We start from the raw sequence: 15491 nt of genomic DNA, 5'->3' as shown, positions 1-15491 counted from the left end.
CCAACGGGCAACTAGCCATCAACGTCAGATCGGGAGAAAACCGGACCGATGACCAGCCCCAGCAACCCTAAGAAGGGCGCTTTCGCCACCCGCCCGGCGCTGGCGCGCATGGTTGCGGTCAAGCGTCTGTTTGCTCGGCTCGTGCTGGTTTCCGAGCAGCTGCTGCCGGGGCTGCTGCTGCCGGCGTCCATTATTGCTCTTTTCCTTTCAGCCGCCTGGTTCGGCATTTTCCGCATCGCGCCCGATGTCCTGCGCTTCCTGCTGCTCGCCGTCTTCGCCGTCGGTTTCGCCATCTCCCTCTATCCGCTGCGCCGCCTGCGCTGGCCGAGTGTCAGAGAGGCCGACCGCCTGCTGGAGGAACGCAACGGCCTGGCGCACCAGCCGGTCGCCGTGCAGGAGGACGAGCCGGCTTTCGACACGCCCTTTGCCCGCGCACTTTGGCGCGAGCATCAGGCCCGCATGGCGCAGCGTATCGCCGCATTGGATGCGGGCCTGCCGAGGCCGGATATCGCGCGTTACGACCGCTTCGCACTACGTGCCATTCCGGCCTTGCTGCTGGTGACCGCCTTCAGCTTTTCCGGATCCAATGGCGGCGGCTCGTTGAGCGATGCCTTCACGGCATCGACCTCCACATCAAGCAATCCGGATGTCCGCGTCGATGCCTGGGTCACTCCGCCCTATTACACCGGCCAGGCGCCGATCTATCTCACAGGCAACGTCGCCAATGCCAGTGACAATCTCAACGTGCCGCAATTCTCCGAACTCACGGTGCGGGTTACGGGCGCCTCCACGGATGAAAAAGTGTTGTTCCAGGCAACTGGCGCCGACAAGGGCACCGAGGTTCCGGAACAGGTCGCCGATGCCGGCAATCAAGCCCCTGCCGGTAGCGGACCGGCGGCCCCGCCCGTCGCGCAGCCGGTGGTCAATAACGCCGCCAACGCGTCCAGCACCGATGCAATGATTGCGCGCACCCATGTTCTCAAGCTCGAAAAGGGTGGCGAACTGACGGTCAACGGCAAGTCCTGGTCGTTCAAGGTGATCTCCGACAAGCCGCCGGAAATCACGTTTGACGGCATTCCGCACGCGACCGCCAACGGCGCGTTGGAACTCGGCTTCAGGGTCAAGGACGATTACGGCGTCGAGGAAGCCCATGCGGAGATCGTGCCCGTCGATTCCGATCCCTCGGCGACGCCGCTCTATGACCTGCCGGAATTCAAGCTGGACATTCCGCGCCGAGACCGCCGAAACGGCAAGGGTCTGGCGAGCCACGATCTGACGCAGGATCCCCTTGCCGGCAAGCGTGTTCGCATCGCCCTGGTCGCCAAGGACGGCGCCGGGCAGACCGGGCGCAGCGCGCCCTATGAGATGGTGCTGCCGCCGCGCAATTTCAGCCAGCCGCTTGCCGCTGCCGTCGCCGAGGAACGCCAGGTCTTCGCGCTCGATACCCGCAAGATGCCGGAGGCGATCGAGCTCAATAAATCGCTGACCGTCAGGCCGGAAGAAACCATTTCCGATCTCGGCAACTATCTGGCGATCAGATCGGCCCTGACGCGCATGAAGCTCGCCAGCAGCGAAGCCTCACTGAAGGATACGGCCGACTATCTCTGGCAGATCGCGCTCGGCATGGAAGACGCGCAGCTGACCGATGCGGAAAAAGCGCTGCGGGATGCCCAGCAGAAGCTCTCCGACGCCTTGCAGCGCAATGCCTCCGATGACGAGATCAAGAAGCTGACGGCCGAGCTGCGCAAGGCGATGGACGCCTACATGAAGGAACTGGCCGAACGCATGCGCAACATGCCCGCCCAGCCCAACCAGCGTTCAGCCAATATTCTGCGTCAGCAGGACCTGCAGCGCATGATGGACCAGATCGAAAACCTCGCCCGCTCCGGCAATCGCCAGGCAGCGCAGCAGATGCTGTCCGAGCTGCAGCAGCTGATGAACAGCCTCCAGGCCGGCAAGCCGCAACCTGGGCAGCAGCAACAGAACCAAGCAAATGACAAGATGCGAGAGCAGATGGACAAGCTCGGCCGCATCATGCGCGACCAACAGAAGCTGATGGATCAGACCTTCAAGTTCGATCAGGCTATGCGCGACCGCATGCAGCGCGGCGACTCCAACGAGGACGGCGATGGCCTGATGGACCAGCCACTGCCCAATCTCGGTGACCAGATGCGCCCGGACATGGGGCAGCGAAATCAGGGGCAGCAGGATCAGCAACAGGGCCAGAACCAGCAAGGCAAGAAGGACAGCGACCCCACCGACGGCATGACGGCCGACCAACTGCGCGATGCCTTGAAGCAGCTGCGCCAGCAGCAGGACGACCTCGCCAAGCAACTCGGCGAACTCCAGAAAAACCTCGGTTCGATGGGGATGAAGCCGAACCAGAATTATGGCAAGGCTCAGCAGGAGATGAAGGGCGCATCCGGCCAGCTGACCGAAGGCAACGGCGAAGGCGCCGTGCAGGGCCAAGCCCGTGCGCTGGACGCCTTGCGCAAGGGCACCCGCGACATGATGAACCAACTCATGGCGCAGATGCAGCAACAGGGACAGGGCCAAGGCCAATTGCAGGGGCAATCGGGCCAGGGTAATCAGAACAGCCGCGATCCGCTTGGGCGGAGCCCCGAAACCAACGGTCCCATCGACAGCGCCAACGAGAACATGGTGCCGGACATCATCAAAGCGCAGCGCGCCCGCGAAATTCTGGACGCCATTCGCGAGCGGCTGAGCAACAATCCTTCGCTAAGCGAGGAACGGCGTTATCTGGAGCGTTTGCTGAATCTGGGGCAATAAGACAGGCAGCGCAGATCAAGCAGCCAATGCGCGGGCGACGGCCTTGCGGATATCCGGCAGCGCAAAGGGCTTGGCCACGACATCGACGATCTTTTCCATAAGGTCGTCGGCGCGCTCGCGCTGCTCGGCATATCCGGTCATCAGCAGGATCTTCATTCCAGGCCAGGTCGAATGCGCCTGATGCGCGAGTTCGATGCCGTCCATGACCGGCATACGGATATCCGAGAGAAGCAGGTCGAAACCGCCCAGCTTGAGCTTTTCCAGACCTTCGGCGCCGTCGGCCGCCTCTTCGGTCTCGTGGCCGTCCAAGCGCAAGGCGCGGGCGACAAAGGTGCGAAGAGAGTCCTCGTCTTCCGTAATCAGAATTTTTGCCATGGTCTGTGCTCCGTGGTCCATCATGTTCCGCGACAGAAATCACCAGAATTCCGTTTGCGATAGGTAAACGACGGGGGGACGATTAGGCTCCGTGGTTAATGAGTCGTCATCGCCGGAGCAGAATGGGACAGCCGGGCCGACTGCCCCATTAACGCAGATTACGGGGTGGCGTCGCCGAGGACCACGCCGACGAAGGGCAGTTCGCGGAAGGCATAGGCAACGTCCATACCGTAGCCGACAACGAAATAGTCGGGGCATTCGAAGCCGACATAATCGGCCTCCAGCTCCTCCTGGCGCTTGACGCTCTTGTCCAGCAGGACGGCGAGCGTCACATTGCGGGCGCCGCGCTCATAGAGCAGTTCCTTGGCAAAACGCAGCGTACGGCCCGATTCCAGAATATCGTCGATCAGCAGCACGTCGCGATCCCTCACATCGCTGTCGATGTCCTTCACGATGCGCACGCCCTGGGAGACCGTGCCCGCGCCATAGCTCGAAAGGGTGATGAACTCGACCTCCGGCGCCAGCCCCGTCTCGTGCAGCGCGCGCAACAGGTCGGCGGCAAAAATAAACGAACCCTTGAGGATGGCGATGACGAGGAGATCCTTCGTCGGTCCGCTGGCAATTTCCTTCGCCATGGCATGATTGCGCTCGGCAATCTGCTCGGCAGTGAAAAGCGGCTCGATGTTCTTCCCGCGTACGACAGGCATTGATTGGCATGCTCCATGGCTGCTGCGGCACTCGGCCGCCGATCAAGCACAAGCCCGTAGCACAATCGGCAAGCCTGACACACCCCCTAGAGCCGGATGATTTTAGGTCGAATCGACCTAAAATCTGAATCCGCTCTCGAATCAAACAGGTAGAGCGTGATGTCGCCCGAAAGCAGCTTACACTTTTCGACATCACGCCCTAGGGCATGAAGGAAAGACGAACATCCGGCGTTTTTCCACCAGGATGCTGCAATCGTGTGGAAAATCCGCGGCTTTCATGCGGCCCGAGACGGTTCATCGGCGCATTGACGACGACGCTTCGCACCAGCTGGTCGCCGGCAAAGAGATCGGCGCGCATCGACGGTATCGACAGGGTGGCACCGCTCGCATTCTCGATGATGCCATTCAGTGTCAGGACGCGCATGCCGTTCTCGTCGCGCGGCGTCAGCGTCACATGCGAGAATTGCAGCGGTTCGCCCGCCGCCTCGTTCGGTGCGCTGGACAATCCGGAAAATCCACCGGCAAGTCCGAAGACGAGCACGGCAAGGGCGACGATGAGCGCCACGAAGCAGCGCCGCGATGCCTGCTGCAAAACGCCTTCGGCAAAACGCAAAGCGGATAGGGTTCGCGAGAGGACATTCCCACGCTTCGGCCGTGACGGCGCTTTCGATCCGGAGGGACCGTCGTGGCGCATGTTGACGCCCGAAGCGCTCCTGCCGCGGCCGCCAATGACGGTCACGAATTCGGCATCGATGATATCCTGCTTCGGCACGAAACGGTGCGACTGACCCGAACCAGACCCAGGTTCGGGCGGAATGAGGTCATAAACCAGCCCCGCCTGCTGCTGCCGGTGGCGAAAAGCGCCCATGATGACCTCCCTTTGCGGTGATCCACATGGTTTCGACGCCCATTGCTAATCTGGGCATTGAAACGAATCCTGCCCAGTCGTAAATTTTAATGGTTAATGCTTCGCAAAGATCGCCATGAATGGGGCGCCTTTCCAGAAAATTTACCGGCTGTTAATGCCATTGGTTAACAAGTCGCCTGATTGAACCCTGCGGAAGACTGGACTGCCCGTTGATTCACTTTGAGAACGTCGGTTTGCGCTACGGCATGGGTCCGGAAATCCTCCGCGACCTGAGCTTCGACATTCCGAGAAAATCGTTCCAGTTCCTGACCGGACCTTCCGGTGCCGGTAAGACGACTCTGCTGCGGCTGCTCTTCATGTCGCTGCAGCCGACCCGTGGGCTGATCCGCATGTTCGACCGGGAGATTTCCTCGATCCCGCGCAACGAGCTGCCGCTCCTGCGCCGGCGCGTCGGCATCGTCTTTCAGGATTTCCGGCTGCTCGACCATCTGACGACCTACGAGAATGTCGCCCTTCCGCTGCGTGTGCGCGGCAAGGATGAAAGTTCCTATCGTACCGATGTGTTGGAACTGCTGAAATGGGTCGGCCTCGGCGAGCGCATCAACGTACTGCCGCCGGTTCTGTCAGGCGGCGAAAAGCAACGCGCCGCCATTGCGCGCGCCCTCATCGACCGCCCGGAAATCCTGCTCGCCGACGAGCCGACAGGCAATGTCGATCCGCCGATGGCACGACGGCTGCTCAACCTGTTCCTGGAGCTCAATCGCCTCGGCACTGCGGTCGTCATCGCCACGCACGACCTCGGCCTGATGGACCAGATCGAGGCTAGGCGCATGATTCTGTCGGGAGGGCATCTCGATATCTATGACTGAGCCCGCGCCCCGCAGGAAAGCCTCGAATGCCAAAGCTGCGCAGTCGCAGCAAACACCCCCCGCTCCTCCGCCGGAGCGGAAGCGGCCGGAAATGCGCGTGCGCGCCACCGGGCCGATCGTGCCGTCCTCCAATATTCAGGGCAACGCGCTGATCGTCGTCATCGCCATCATGGCCTTCCTCGCCTGCCTCACGCTCGGCGCCGTCAGCATGGTGCGCGCGACGGCGGCAAGCTGGGAGAGCCAGATTTCCCGCGAGATCACCATCCAGATCAAGCCGGACGACAATCTCGACATGGAGAAGGCGCTGGTCAGCGCCCGCGACATCGCGCTGAGCTTCGTCGGCACCAAGTCCGGCCAGATCGTCGACGAGGCGGCAACTGCGCGTCTTCTCGAGCCATGGCTCGGCGCCGGCCTGGACATCAAGGAATTGCCCGTCCCCCGCCTCGTCATCATCACCATCGACGAGACGCACCCGCCGGATTTCGAGGCGATGCGCGCCCTGCTCAAGGCGCAGATCTCGCAAGCGACGCTGGACGACCACCGCACCTGGGTCGACCGGCTGGTGTCGATGGCGCACACAACAGTCCTCATCGGCACCGGCGTCCTGCTGCTGGTCTTCACGGCCATGGTGCTGACCGTAGTCTTCGCCACCCGCGGCGCGCTCTCGGGCAATCGCCACATCGTCGAGGTATTGCACTTCGTCGGTGCCGAGAGCACCTTCGTCGCAACCGAATTTCAAAAGCACTTCCTGAAGATCAGCCTGAAGGGGTCGGCAGCCGGCAGCGGCCTCGCCGCCCTGTTCTTCGCAAGCGCCGGCATCCTGCAGAGCCGCACGATCGCCACGCCGCAGACCGACCAGGCAACCGCCCTTTTCGGCACTTTTTCCGTAGGCGCGCTCGGCTATGTCGGCATTCTCGCAACCATGATCGTCATCGCCCTGCTCACGACTCTCACGGCGCGCTTCACCGTCATGCGCACGATCTACGAGATCGATCTGATCCGTTCCGATCCCGGCAGGGCCGACGGTGTGCAGAATTGACGCCGCGGTGAGTATTTTTTGCTGTCCGTCAGCCCGTTCCTTGCCGCAATTGTCGTATAGTACCGAATCATGAGCATGGATCTGTCGACTCGCAAGACCGTGAGTTCGCAGTCGATGCGGGAGGAATCCCGCAGCGATAGACCTGTGCGTCGCAGCTTGTTCCGGCGCCTCCTGCGCTGGGGCGGCTTCGCCTTCATCTTTCTCGCCGCCATCATTTTCGGCGGCTTTCTGCATTTTGCCGATTCGATCACCACGCTGAAGCCACCGCTCGAGCCCAAGGCAGACGCCATCGTCGTGTTGACGGGCGGCTATCAGCGGATCGACCAGGCCGTCGAATTGCTGCGCTCCGGCGCGGGCCACCGGCTGCTGATATCTGGCGCACATCCGACCACGACGCCGTCGCAGATCCGCAGGCTGACGCAGAGCTCGGTCGGTCTCTTCAATTGCTGCGTCGACATCGGCTATGATGCCATCGATACGATCGGCAATGCACGCGAAGCGGCAAAGTGGATCCACGCCAAGGGCTATAAGAGCGTCCTGGTGGTGACGAACAACTACCACATGCCCCGCAGCCTCGCGGAACTGAAATATGTCGATCCCGCGACGGATTTCATTCCCTATCCGGTTGTCAATTCCGATTTGAAGACCAAGAACTGGTTCACCGACCCGAATGCGCTGCGCACGATGATCTCCGAATATGCCAAGGTTCTCCTCACCGGCGCCCGCAATCTGACTGGCCTGGGGCGTCCGGTCGGTCTGCGCTCGCAGGAACAGAGCGACGATCCGGACTGAGATCTCCGGCCGCACACACACCGACTTTTTATTGACGCCGTAATCGTGTAGGCAAGCCTTAGGATGCCGGCGCAAGCCGGTGCATTGGGAAAGTCTTGATGATTATCTTGCGTTCGGTCCTGTTCAACACAGCCTTCTATGCCAATCTGATCATTCGCATGATCGTGCTGTCGCCGATCTATTTTCTGATGCCGCGCAAGGCTGCATATGCAATCCCCAAGGCATGGGCGAAATCCAGCACCTGGCTGATGGAAAAGATCGTCGGCACCACCTTCGAGATCGAGGGCCTCGAGAATATCCCCAAGGGCAGCTACATCTTCGCGCCCAAGCATCAGTCCTTCTGGGACACCTTCGCGCTGCTGCCCTATCTCGACGATCCGGTCTATATCCTGAAGCGCGAGCTGATGTGGATTCCGTTGTTCGGCTGGTATGCGGGGAAGCAGCGCATGATCCCGGTGGACCGAGGCGCCCGCGGCAAGGTGATGTTCGACGTATTGAAGCGCACGCGGGAGGAACTCGCCACCGGCCGCCAGCTCATCATCTACCCCGAGGGCACCCGCCGCCCGCCGGGCGCCGAACCGGTCTATAAATACGGCATCGCCCGCATGTATCGCGATCTCGGAATCCCCGTCGTCGCCGTCGCCATGCATCCCGGCCTGTTCTGGCCGCGCCGCACCTTCCGCAAATATCCAGGCCACCTCAAGGTGCGCATCCTGCCGCCGATCCAGCCCGGCATGGATCCCGACGCCTTCTTTGCGCGGCTGATGGAGGAGACGGAAAAGGCGAGCGACGAACTGCTGGTCGAAACGATCGCCAACAATCCGCATCTCCCCGTCCCGCCGACCGCAGCACAGCGTCTGGCGGAAATCGGCAAGGCAAAAGTGACCACTGCGGCGGTTTGAACCGAAGGCGGCCGCATCACGTTGAAGAACGGCCTGTCAGGACGCTTCCCGCATACGCTCGATTTCACCGGCGACATGCTCGAGCCACTGATCGCGAATCCCCATCTCGCGCAAATGCGTCAGCGTGTTGAAGACATAGGCATCGTTCGGGCCAGACTGGCCGCTGGCGGATTCGACGATATGAGCGGCCTCTATGGCGTCCAGCGCGCCGGCATATTGCCTGTGATCGCGGTCGACGACATAGGCGACGGAGATCACGCGCCGGCCATCGGCGAGCCGGATCGGCGCTATCCTTTCCAGATAGACATTGGTGACCAGTTCACGCTCGCGCAAATAGGCCAATACCTCGTCCCACGCAGCCGTCGAGACGCGAAACGCCATGCCGCGGCAGGAGCCGCCACGATCGAGACCGAGGACCAGGCCGGGACTGGCCTCTGTGCCGCGATGGACCCAGGAACGAACGCAAAGCGAGCGGCGGTAGCCGAAAATAATGGCCTCCGCCTTTTCCTCATAGTCGAAGCCCGGATTCCACATGAGCGATCCGTAGCCAAACACCCAAAATTCGTCCATATCCAACGCCAAATCAGTGTGAAACTTCAGTCCAACCATTGGAGAACAACATGGCAGCGTCAAGCCAGAGCGTAGCGACCGGTCGAGGTAAACGTCTATCGCTCATCCTGATAGGACTGTTGGTGGTCTTGGCCGGGCTCTATACCGGCGGGTGGTATTACGCGACCAATATTGTCAAAACCAATGTGCTGAAGGCGCTCGGCCAGCAGAACAGCGCCGGCATTGCCGGCAAATGCACAAATATGGCCTTCAGCGGCTTCCCCTTCTCCATGGGATTGACCTGCGACACGGTGACCGTCGACAATCAGACCCGAGGTGTCTCGGCCAATTTCCAAACCCTCAATGCCTCGGCGCCGGTCTATCAACCGAACCATGTCAGCTGGAACCTGAAATCACCGGCCGAGTTGCGCACCGCCGAAGGGCTGGCGGTATCGGCCGAATGGACGGATCTGCAATCGAACCTCGTTGCCAAGGGGCGTGGCGTCGCGCAGAGCCAGACAGTTATCGAAGGTCTGAAGGCAGCCATCGTCTCCTCCGCCACCGGCCAGAGCGCCGATGTGACCGCCGCCCGCACCGAGATGCACGCCAGCCAGAACGGCAGCGACCTGGATTTCGCGATCGGTATCGAGAATGCCAATGCCGTCATCAAGGATTTCCCGCAGACGCTGCCGACCGCCTCGACAAGCGCCAATGTGACGCTGACCGGCAAGGCCGGCCTGCTCGACGGCACCGACCGGGAAGGCCTTCGCGGTGCCGCAGGCGTGCTGCATCAGGCCGTCATCGATATCGGCGACGGCCGCGTCATGACGCTATCAGGCCCTTTCAATTTCGACGATCAGGGACTTCTATCCGGCCAGTTCAAGCTGGAGATCAATCAGATCGGGCCATGGGGCGATAGTCTGACGGCAACGCTGCCGGCGGCCAAGAATGTCATCAAGACCGCCACCAAGCTGCTGAAGGCGCTTGCAAACGGCGCCGACAAGGTTTCCGTCGACCTGACGGCCGATCGCGGCCGCCTCGCGCTCAGCGGCTTCATCCCGCTCGGGAAGATCCCGCCGATCTGAGGATCAACACCTTCGCCCCAAGGGCAGAAAGAAAAGCCGCTACTTCTTCGCATCCAGAGCATGACGCCCGAAATCCGGTGCGTCGACGTCCTGGCCCGCCTCGACGATCGAGCGGCGAATGGCGCGGGTGCGGGTGAAAAGTTCGAAGATCTTGTCGCCCTCGCCCCAGCGGATCGCCCGCTGCAGGGAGGCGAGATCTTCCGAGAAGCGCGACAGCATCTCCAGGATCGCATCGCGATTGTGCAGGCAGACATCGCGCCACATGGTCGGATCGGACGCGGCAAGGCGGGTAAAGTCGCGGAAGCCGGAAGCGGAATATTTGATGACTTCCGATTCGGTCACCGTCTCCAGATCGTCGGCGGTGCCGACGATGTTGTAGGCGATGAGATGCGGCAGGTGCGAGACGATCGCCAACACCTTGTCGTGATGCTCAGGATCCATTTCGTCGACGCGCGATCCGAGCGTCTCCCAGAAATGCCGGAGTTTCCGGATGGCTGCCTCGTCGGTGCTCGGGATCGGCGTGAAGATGCACCAGCGCCCTTCGAACAGCCCGGCAAAGCCCGCATCCGGCCCTGACTTCTCTGTCCCCGCCAACGGATGGCCGGGAATGAAATGCACGTTGGCGGGCATGTGCGGCTGCATCTGCGCGATGACGGAAGCCTTGGTCGAACCGACGTCGGTGACGATGGCGCCCGGCTTCAGATGCGCCGAGATTTCCTTGGCGACGCTTTCCGAGGCTCCCACAGGCACGGAGACGATGACGAGATCGGCGTCCTTGACCGCCTCGGCCGAGGACGGCGTGTAGCGATCGCCGAGTTTCAGCTCCTCGGCGCGCTTCAGCGTCTCGGCGCTGCGCGTCGAGATCACAATTTCCTTGGCAAGGCCCAGCCGCTTGATGTCATGGGCGATGGAAGAGCCGATCAGGCCGATGCCGATCAGCGCGATACGGTCGAACTGAACGCCGCTCATGCCTTGCGCCCCATGAATTCGGTCAGCGTGTCGATGAGGCCGAGATTGGCCTCTTCGGTGCCGATGCTCATGCGCAGCGAATTCGGGAAGCCATAGGCGCGCACGGCCCGGACGATATAGCCGCGGCTGGTGAGGAAATCATCGGCCTCGGCGGCGCGCTTGCCCTCGCTGTCGGGGAAATGAACGAGAATGAAATTCGCGACCGACGGCGTCACCTTGAGGCCGATGGCCTCGAGCGCAGCCGTCATCTTCTCGATCCAGAGCGTGTTGTACGCGACTGCCTTCTCGGTGAAGGCCTGATCGCGAATGGCCGCAGCGCCCGCGGCGATGGCACCGCTGTTCATGTTGAACGGGCTGCGCACACGGTTGACCGCATCGACGATATCGACCGGCGCGTACATCCAGCCGATGCGAAGCGCCGCCAGACCATAGATCTTCGAGAACGTTCGAGTCATCACGACATTCTGGTTGGCCGAGACGAGCTCGAGACCGGCCTCGTAATCGTTGCGGCGAACATATTCGGCGTAGGCAGCATCCAGCACGAGGATCACATGCTTCGGCAGACGCGCATGCAGGCGGCGAATTTCGCTGACCGCAACATAGGTACCGGTGGGATTGCCGGGATTGGCGATGAAGACCATCTTTGTCTTCTCGGTGACGGCGGCGAGAATGGCGTCGACATCGACGGTGCAATCCTTTTCCCTGACCGTAACCGGCGTCGCGCCGGCAGCCATGATCTGGATCTTGTAGACCAGGAAACCATGCTCGGTGATGATGCCTTCGTCGCCGGTACCGAGATAGGTATGGCAGAGCAGGCTCAGCAGCTCGTCGGAACCGTTGCCGCAGAGAATATTGGCGACGTTCAGCCCATGCACATCGGCGATTGCCTGACGCAATTCCTTGGCCTGCCCGTCCGGATAACGCTCCAGATGCTCGGCCGCGCCGCGGAAGGCCTCGATGGCCTTCGGGCTGGCGCCGAGCGGCGTTTCGTTCGAGGAAAGCTTGAACACGCGCGCAACGCCCGGTGCATGCTCCTTGCCCGGCACATAGGCGGCGATATCGAGAATGCCGGAACGCGGGACAGGCTTGCTCATTTCCATGCTCATGGGTTCGACCTTGGGAAGGGCCGGAAACGTCCGGCTTTAGACACCCCGTCGCATTAATGCGGATTGACAAATTTGTCGAGTGTTTGCGCCGCCGGCGGTCCTGTCAGGCGCCGTCGCGCGTCGTCGGTATGCCGCGCGGCGCAAGAACAGGCACGAAGACGCGGCGCGAGGCGCGGACGGCGACGGGCAGGCCCTGATAAAGCCGCTTCTGCGCCTCGACGATGATGACGCCGGAGAAAGCGGGCCACAGCGTGCGCCCTACCCTTTCGAACGCGCGGCGCAGCCGCAGCACCGTGCGCAGCTTGGAGGGCGGGAAGAACAGCGCTTCGGCCGTCGCTCCCGGCGTGAAGTTGGTTTCCCGCAGCAGCGAGGTGAGCTGGCCGCGCGAATAGGGCCGGCCGGAACCAAACGGCGTGTGCTCCATGCGCGCCCAGACGCCCCGGCGGTTCGGCACGGCGATCACAAGCCGTCCACCGGGCGCCAATACCCGCCACAGTTCCTTCAGCGTCTCGCGCGGGCTCTCGGCGAATTCAAGCGAATGCACCATCAGCACGCGATCGATCGAACTGTCAGGCAGCGGCAGTTCTTCATCGAAGATCAATGCCGTCGACGATGCGGAGCCCATCGGCCAGTTCACCGCGCCCTGCCCCGCCGGCATGAAGGCGAAGGTGCGCTCGGTATCGGTGCGGAAGCGATCAAGATAGGGAACGGCATAGCCCAGGCCGACGAGGCGCTCCTCCGGCATGCGCGCCCAGATGGAGGAAAGCGCCATGGCAATCGACTGCTCCGCCAAGCGTCCGAGCTCGGAATGATAGAACTGACGGAGATCGACAATATCGGCGTGCATCGAAACAAATGTTATCAGCCGAGCGTTGGACTTCAAGGCCGAACAGCTTACATTCTGTCTCAACGGAAAAGACGAGGACGATTTCGATCATGAAACCATTGGAATTAGAGGTATTTATCTGCCGGTCCGACAATTTTGGCGTGTTGGTCCATGACCCTGAAACCGGATTGACGGCATCGATCGACGCCCCGGAGGCGGATCCCATTCTGAAGGCGGCTGATCGTCGCGGCTGGACGATCAGCCACATCCTGACAACCCATCATCACACCGATCACGTCGAGGGCAATCTGGCGCTGAAGGAGCAATTCGGCTGCGAGATCATCGGCCCGATCAACGAGGCCGTCGCCATTCCCGGCCTCGACCGGGCCGTGGGCGATGGCGATACGTTCGAATTCGCCGGTCACACGGTCAACGTCATCGAGACACCGGGCCACACGGCCGGCCATGTCTGCTATCACTTCGTGGACGACAAGCTGCTTTTTGCCGCCGACACGCTGTTTGCGCTCGGCTGCGGTCGGCTGTTCGAGCGCATAGCGGCCGACATGTGGGCCTCGTTGCAAAAGCTTGCCGTATTGCCGGATGAGACCGCAATCTATTTCGGCCACGAATATACGCTTTCCAACGCCCGCTTCGCGCTCACCATCGATCCCGACAACGAGCGGCTGAAGGCGCGGGCTGCCGATATTGAAGCGCTGAGAGCTGCGGGCAAGTTCACCATTCCGACGACTTTAGCGCTGGAGAAGGAAACCAACCCCTTCCTGCGTGCCGCCGATCCCTCGATCCGCCGTCACCTGCTGATGGAAAGCCGCAGCAACGAAGAGGTTTTCGCGGAGATCCGCAAGCGCAAGGACAATTTTTGATGCAGATGAAAGAGATCATCGAAACGCTTTCCATGCAGCGGCATCCGGAGGGCGGCTGGTACGTGCAGACCTTCCGTGACGAACAAGGCGGCGCGCGCGGCCACTCCACCGCGATCTACTATCTGCTGGAGGCGGGCGACCGCTCGCATTGGCACCGGGTCCGCGATGCCGCCGAGGTCTGGCACTATTATGCCGGTGCGCCGCTCGCTTTGCATCGATCCGCCGATGGCGAGGCGAGCGAAACGCTGGTGCTCGGCACCGATCTGGCAAGAGGCGAGCGTCCGCAGGCGATCATTCCCGCCAACTGGTGGCAATCTGCCGAAAGCCTGGGCGAATTCACGCTCGTAGGTTGCACGGTTGCTCCTGGTTTCGAATTTTCGAGCTTCGAGATGGCTGCGCCCGACTGGAAGCCCGCCTCCGCCTGAAAACCCTTTACCATTCGTTGGCATCGCGCAGGCCCAAAGCGCCGGTGCGATGCCGACCGTCTTGAAAAAGCGTCACGCTGCGTCAGCTTTACACGGGGAGAGAGAATATTGTTTCATCTGGAGGAGGCTTTTTCGTGCGTTTGTTGTTCCCTTTATTCATCGTGGCGGGTTGCGTCATGAGCGTTCCCGCCCTTGCCCTTGACGCGCCCGCCTCACCGCCGGCCGATCGCCCGCTGAAAAACTTCGTCACCTCGGTCGAAAAGGATGGATCAATCACCTTCCGCCTCTATGCGCCGGCGGCAAAAGCGGTCTCCGTCGTCCTTGGATCGTACGATCCGATGGCCATGCAACGGGGTGACGATGGCACCTGGAGCGTGAAGACCGAGGTACTGAAACCCGATCTCTATGAATATTATTTCAATATTGACGGCTTCCGCAGCATCGACACGGGCACCAATGCACCCAAGCCGCAGCGGCAGGTCAATACCAGCCTCATTCTGGTGCCCGGCAGCATTCTCGATACCCGCAATGTGCCGCATGGCGACCTGCGGCTGGTGACCCTGCATTCCAAGGCACTCAAGTCGGAGCGGCAGATGTATGTCTATACGCCGCCTGGCTACACCGATTCATCGAAACCGCTGCCGGTGCTCTATCTCTATCACGGCTTCGGCGACACGGTCGGCTCCTGGGTGGCGCAAGGCCGCGCACCGCAGATCCTCGATAACCTTCTTGCCGAAAAGAAAATCGAGCCGATGATCGTGGTCATTCCTGACACGGAAACCGACGTGCCCGAAGCGATTGCCGAGAATTTCCCCGGAGCCGACCGTCGTAAGGATTTCTATCCCGCCAACGCTGAAGCGGCCGATCGGGAGCTTGTCGAAGATCTCATCCCCTACATGAAAAATCACTACCGGGTGCGCAGCGATGCGGACGGCCGCGCCGTGGTGGGTCTGTCGCAGGGCGGATACCAGGCGCTCGTCTCCGGCCTGTCGCATCTCGGCATTTTCGGCTGGGTCGCGACCTTCAGCGGCGTCAGCACGACGACCGTGCCGAACAAGGCCGTCGATGCCGCGCTGAACGAACCGGCCAAGATCAACAAGGCGCTGCGCAATTTCACAGTAACGGTTGGAAGCAAGGATCAGGTCGTCGGCAAGGATGTCGCCGGCCTCAAGGCGACGCTCGAGGAAAAGAAGATCGCCCACGAATACCATGAGTATCCGGATCTCCAGCATGAGATGGACGTCTGGCGTCCGTCGCTCGCCGCGTTCCTGGAGAAGGTCTTCAAGAAATAGCCGACACCGGTTGCGG

16 protein-coding genes are annotated in these 15491 nt (G+C 61.6%); 9 read left to right on the top strand and 7 right to left on the bottom strand.

Going from position 1 to position 15491, the window contains the following annotated elements:
* Positions 1-48: 48 nt before the first annotated feature.
* Positions 49-2790 carry a TIGR02302 family protein gene (locus tag GA0061101_RS06010; protein WP_092573229.1) on the top strand — a complete coding sequence of 914 codons (2742 nt, stop codon included), beginning with the start codon at positions 49-51 and terminating at the stop codon, positions 2788-2790.
* 15 nt (positions 2791-2805) lie between these two features.
* Here GA0061101_RS06010 and GA0061101_RS06005 read toward each other — a convergent pair whose 3' ends face one another.
* The 3 genes from GA0061101_RS06005 to GA0061101_RS05995 form a co-directional block, all read right to left on the bottom strand.
* Complete coding sequence (locus GA0061101_RS06005; protein WP_047637973.1) at positions 2806-3165, bottom strand: response regulator; 360 nt, start codon at positions 3163-3165, stop codon at positions 2806-2808.
* Positions 3166-3323: 158 nt separating this feature from the next.
* On the bottom strand, positions 3324-3872 hold the full coding sequence (hpt, locus tag GA0061101_RS06000; protein WP_037196699.1) for a hypoxanthine phosphoribosyltransferase: 549 nt from the start codon (positions 3870-3872) through the stop codon (positions 3324-3326).
* A gap of 199 nt (positions 3873-4071) precedes the next feature.
* Complete coding sequence (locus GA0061101_RS05995; RefSeq protein WP_047637903.1) at positions 4072-4740, bottom strand: hypothetical protein; 669 nt, start codon at positions 4738-4740, stop codon at positions 4072-4074.
* Positions 4741-4949: 209 nt separating this feature from the next.
* On the opposite strand from GA0061101_RS05995, the gene ftsE reads away from it, so the two are divergent.
* The 4 genes from ftsE (at position 4950) to GA0061101_RS05975 (ending at position 8342) form a co-directional block, all read left to right on the top strand.
* A complete protein-coding gene (gene ftsE, locus GA0061101_RS05990; RefSeq protein WP_034511554.1) occupies positions 4950-5609 on the top strand; it encodes a cell division ATP-binding protein FtsE in 660 nt (219 codons plus the stop codon).
* Positions 5602-6648 (top strand): cell division protein FtsX, encoded by a 1047-nt coding sequence (locus tag GA0061101_RS05985; protein ID WP_208864991.1) that lies wholly within the window; start codon positions 5602-5604, stop codon positions 6646-6648. Before ftsE ends, GA0061101_RS05985 begins: the two co-directional genes overlap by 8 nt.
* Before the next feature lie 114 nt (positions 6649-6762).
* Complete coding sequence (locus GA0061101_RS05980; RefSeq protein ID WP_037196917.1) at positions 6763-7440, top strand: YdcF family protein; 678 nt, start codon at positions 6763-6765, stop codon at positions 7438-7440.
* A gap of 98 nt (positions 7441-7538) precedes the next feature.
* Complete coding sequence (locus GA0061101_RS05975) at positions 7539-8342, top strand: lysophospholipid acyltransferase family protein (protein WP_047637900.1); 804 nt, start codon at positions 7539-7541, stop codon at positions 8340-8342.
* A gap of 36 nt (positions 8343-8378) precedes the next feature.
* Here GA0061101_RS05975 and GA0061101_RS05970 read toward each other — a convergent pair whose 3' ends face one another.
* Positions 8379-8912, bottom strand: a complete 534-nt coding sequence (locus GA0061101_RS05970) for a gamma-glutamylcyclotransferase (protein ID WP_092573227.1) — start codon at positions 8910-8912, stop codon at positions 8379-8381.
* 50 nt (positions 8913-8962) lie between these two features.
* Between GA0061101_RS05970 and GA0061101_RS05965 the strand changes: the two genes are divergently transcribed.
* Entirely contained in the window at positions 8963-9976 is a 1014-nt protein-coding gene (locus tag GA0061101_RS05965; RefSeq protein WP_047637967.1) for a DUF2125 domain-containing protein, read from the top strand.
* 39 nt (positions 9977-10015) lie between these two features.
* On the opposite strand, the gene GA0061101_RS05960 is transcribed toward GA0061101_RS05965, so the two are convergent.
* The 3 genes from GA0061101_RS05960 to GA0061101_RS05950 all read right to left on the bottom strand — a co-directional run bounded on the left by GA0061101_RS05960 (position 10016) and on the right by GA0061101_RS05950 (position 12934).
* Positions 10016-10945 carry a prephenate/arogenate dehydrogenase family protein gene (locus GA0061101_RS05960; protein WP_092573226.1) on the bottom strand — a complete coding sequence of 310 codons (930 nt, stop codon included), beginning with the start codon at positions 10943-10945 and terminating at the stop codon, positions 10016-10018.
* Positions 10942-12051 carry a histidinol-phosphate transaminase gene (hisC, locus tag GA0061101_RS05955; RefSeq protein ID WP_092573225.1) on the bottom strand — a complete coding sequence of 370 codons (1110 nt, stop codon included), beginning with the start codon at positions 12049-12051 and terminating at the stop codon, positions 10942-10944. The genes GA0061101_RS05960 and hisC overlap by 4 nt, the downstream gene beginning before the upstream one ends.
* 103 nt (positions 12052-12154) lie before the next feature.
* Entirely contained in the window at positions 12155-12934 is a 780-nt protein-coding gene (locus tag GA0061101_RS05950) for a class I SAM-dependent methyltransferase (protein WP_037196708.1), read from the bottom strand.
* A gap of 53 nt (positions 12935-12987) precedes the next feature.
* Here GA0061101_RS05950 and gloB point away from each other — a divergent pair, with 53 nt between their 5' ends.
* The 3 genes from gloB (at position 12988) to GA0061101_RS05935 (ending at position 15475) form a co-directional block, all read left to right on the top strand.
* Positions 12988-13758, top strand: a complete 771-nt coding sequence (gene gloB, locus GA0061101_RS05945; protein ID WP_037196709.1) for a hydroxyacylglutathione hydrolase — start codon at positions 12988-12990, stop codon at positions 13756-13758.
* A complete protein-coding gene (locus GA0061101_RS05940; RefSeq protein WP_092573224.1) occupies positions 13758-14183 on the top strand; it encodes a cupin domain-containing protein in 426 nt (141 codons plus the stop codon). The genes gloB and GA0061101_RS05940 overlap by 1 nt, the downstream gene beginning before the upstream one ends.
* 176 nt (positions 14184-14359) lie before the next feature.
* Entirely contained in the window at positions 14360-15475 is a 1116-nt protein-coding gene (locus GA0061101_RS05935; RefSeq protein ID WP_245297439.1) for an esterase, read from the top strand.
* Positions 15476-15491 lie beyond the last annotated feature (16 nt).

Source organism: Martinezella lusitana, from assembly GCF_900094565.1.
GTDB lineage: Bacteria > Pseudomonadota > Alphaproteobacteria > Rhizobiales > Rhizobiaceae > Rhizobium > Rhizobium lusitanum.
The sequence above is the reverse complement of the archived record's forward strand: the minus strand, read 5'-3'. Positions and strand labels throughout refer to the sequence as shown.

Excerpts from the sequence above, each read along its gene's own strand:
- gloB (WP_037196709.1), top strand. The coding sequence starts at position 12,988 with ATGAAACCATTGGAATTAGAGGTATTTATCTGCCGGTCCGACAATTTT.
- GA0061101_RS05970 (WP_092573227.1), bottom strand. The coding sequence starts at position 8,912 with ATGGACGAATTTTGGGTGTTTGGCTACGGATCGCTCATGTGGAATCCG.
- GA0061101_RS05965 (WP_047637967.1), top strand. The coding sequence starts at position 8,963 with ATGGCAGCGTCAAGCCAGAGCGTAGCGACCGGTCGAGGTAAACGTCTA.
- GA0061101_RS05995 (WP_047637903.1), bottom strand. The coding sequence starts at position 4,740 with ATGGGCGCTTTTCGCCACCGGCAGCAGCAGGCGGGGCTGGTTTATGAC.
- hpt (WP_037196699.1), bottom strand. The coding sequence starts at position 3,872 with ATGCCTGTCGTACGCGGGAAGAACATCGAGCCGCTTTTCACTGCCGAG.
- GA0061101_RS06005 (WP_047637973.1), bottom strand. The coding sequence starts at position 3,165 with ATGGCAAAAATTCTGATTACGGAAGACGAGGACTCTCTTCGCACCTTT.
- GA0061101_RS05985 (WP_208864991.1), top strand. The coding sequence starts at position 5,602 with ATGACTGAGCCCGCGCCCCGCAGGAAAGCCTCGAATGCCAAAGCTGCG.
- GA0061101_RS05975 (WP_047637900.1), top strand. The coding sequence starts at position 7,539 with ATGATTATCTTGCGTTCGGTCCTGTTCAACACAGCCTTCTATGCCAAT.
- GA0061101_RS05960 (WP_092573226.1), bottom strand. The coding sequence starts at position 10,945 with ATGAGCGGCGTTCAGTTCGACCGTATCGCGCTGATCGGCATCGGCCTG.
- GA0061101_RS05935 (WP_245297439.1), top strand. The coding sequence starts at position 14,360 with ATGAGCGTTCCCGCCCTTGCCCTTGACGCGCCCGCCTCACCGCCGGCC.
- GA0061101_RS05980 (WP_037196917.1), top strand. The coding sequence starts at position 6,763 with ATGCGGGAGGAATCCCGCAGCGATAGACCTGTGCGTCGCAGCTTGTTC.
- hisC (WP_092573225.1), bottom strand. The coding sequence starts at position 12,051 with ATGAGCATGGAAATGAGCAAGCCTGTCCCGCGTTCCGGCATTCTCGAT.
- GA0061101_RS06010 (WP_092573229.1), top strand. The coding sequence starts at position 49 with ATGACCAGCCCCAGCAACCCTAAGAAGGGCGCTTTCGCCACCCGCCCG.
- GA0061101_RS05940 (WP_092573224.1), top strand. The coding sequence starts at position 13,758 with ATGCAGATGAAAGAGATCATCGAAACGCTTTCCATGCAGCGGCATCCG.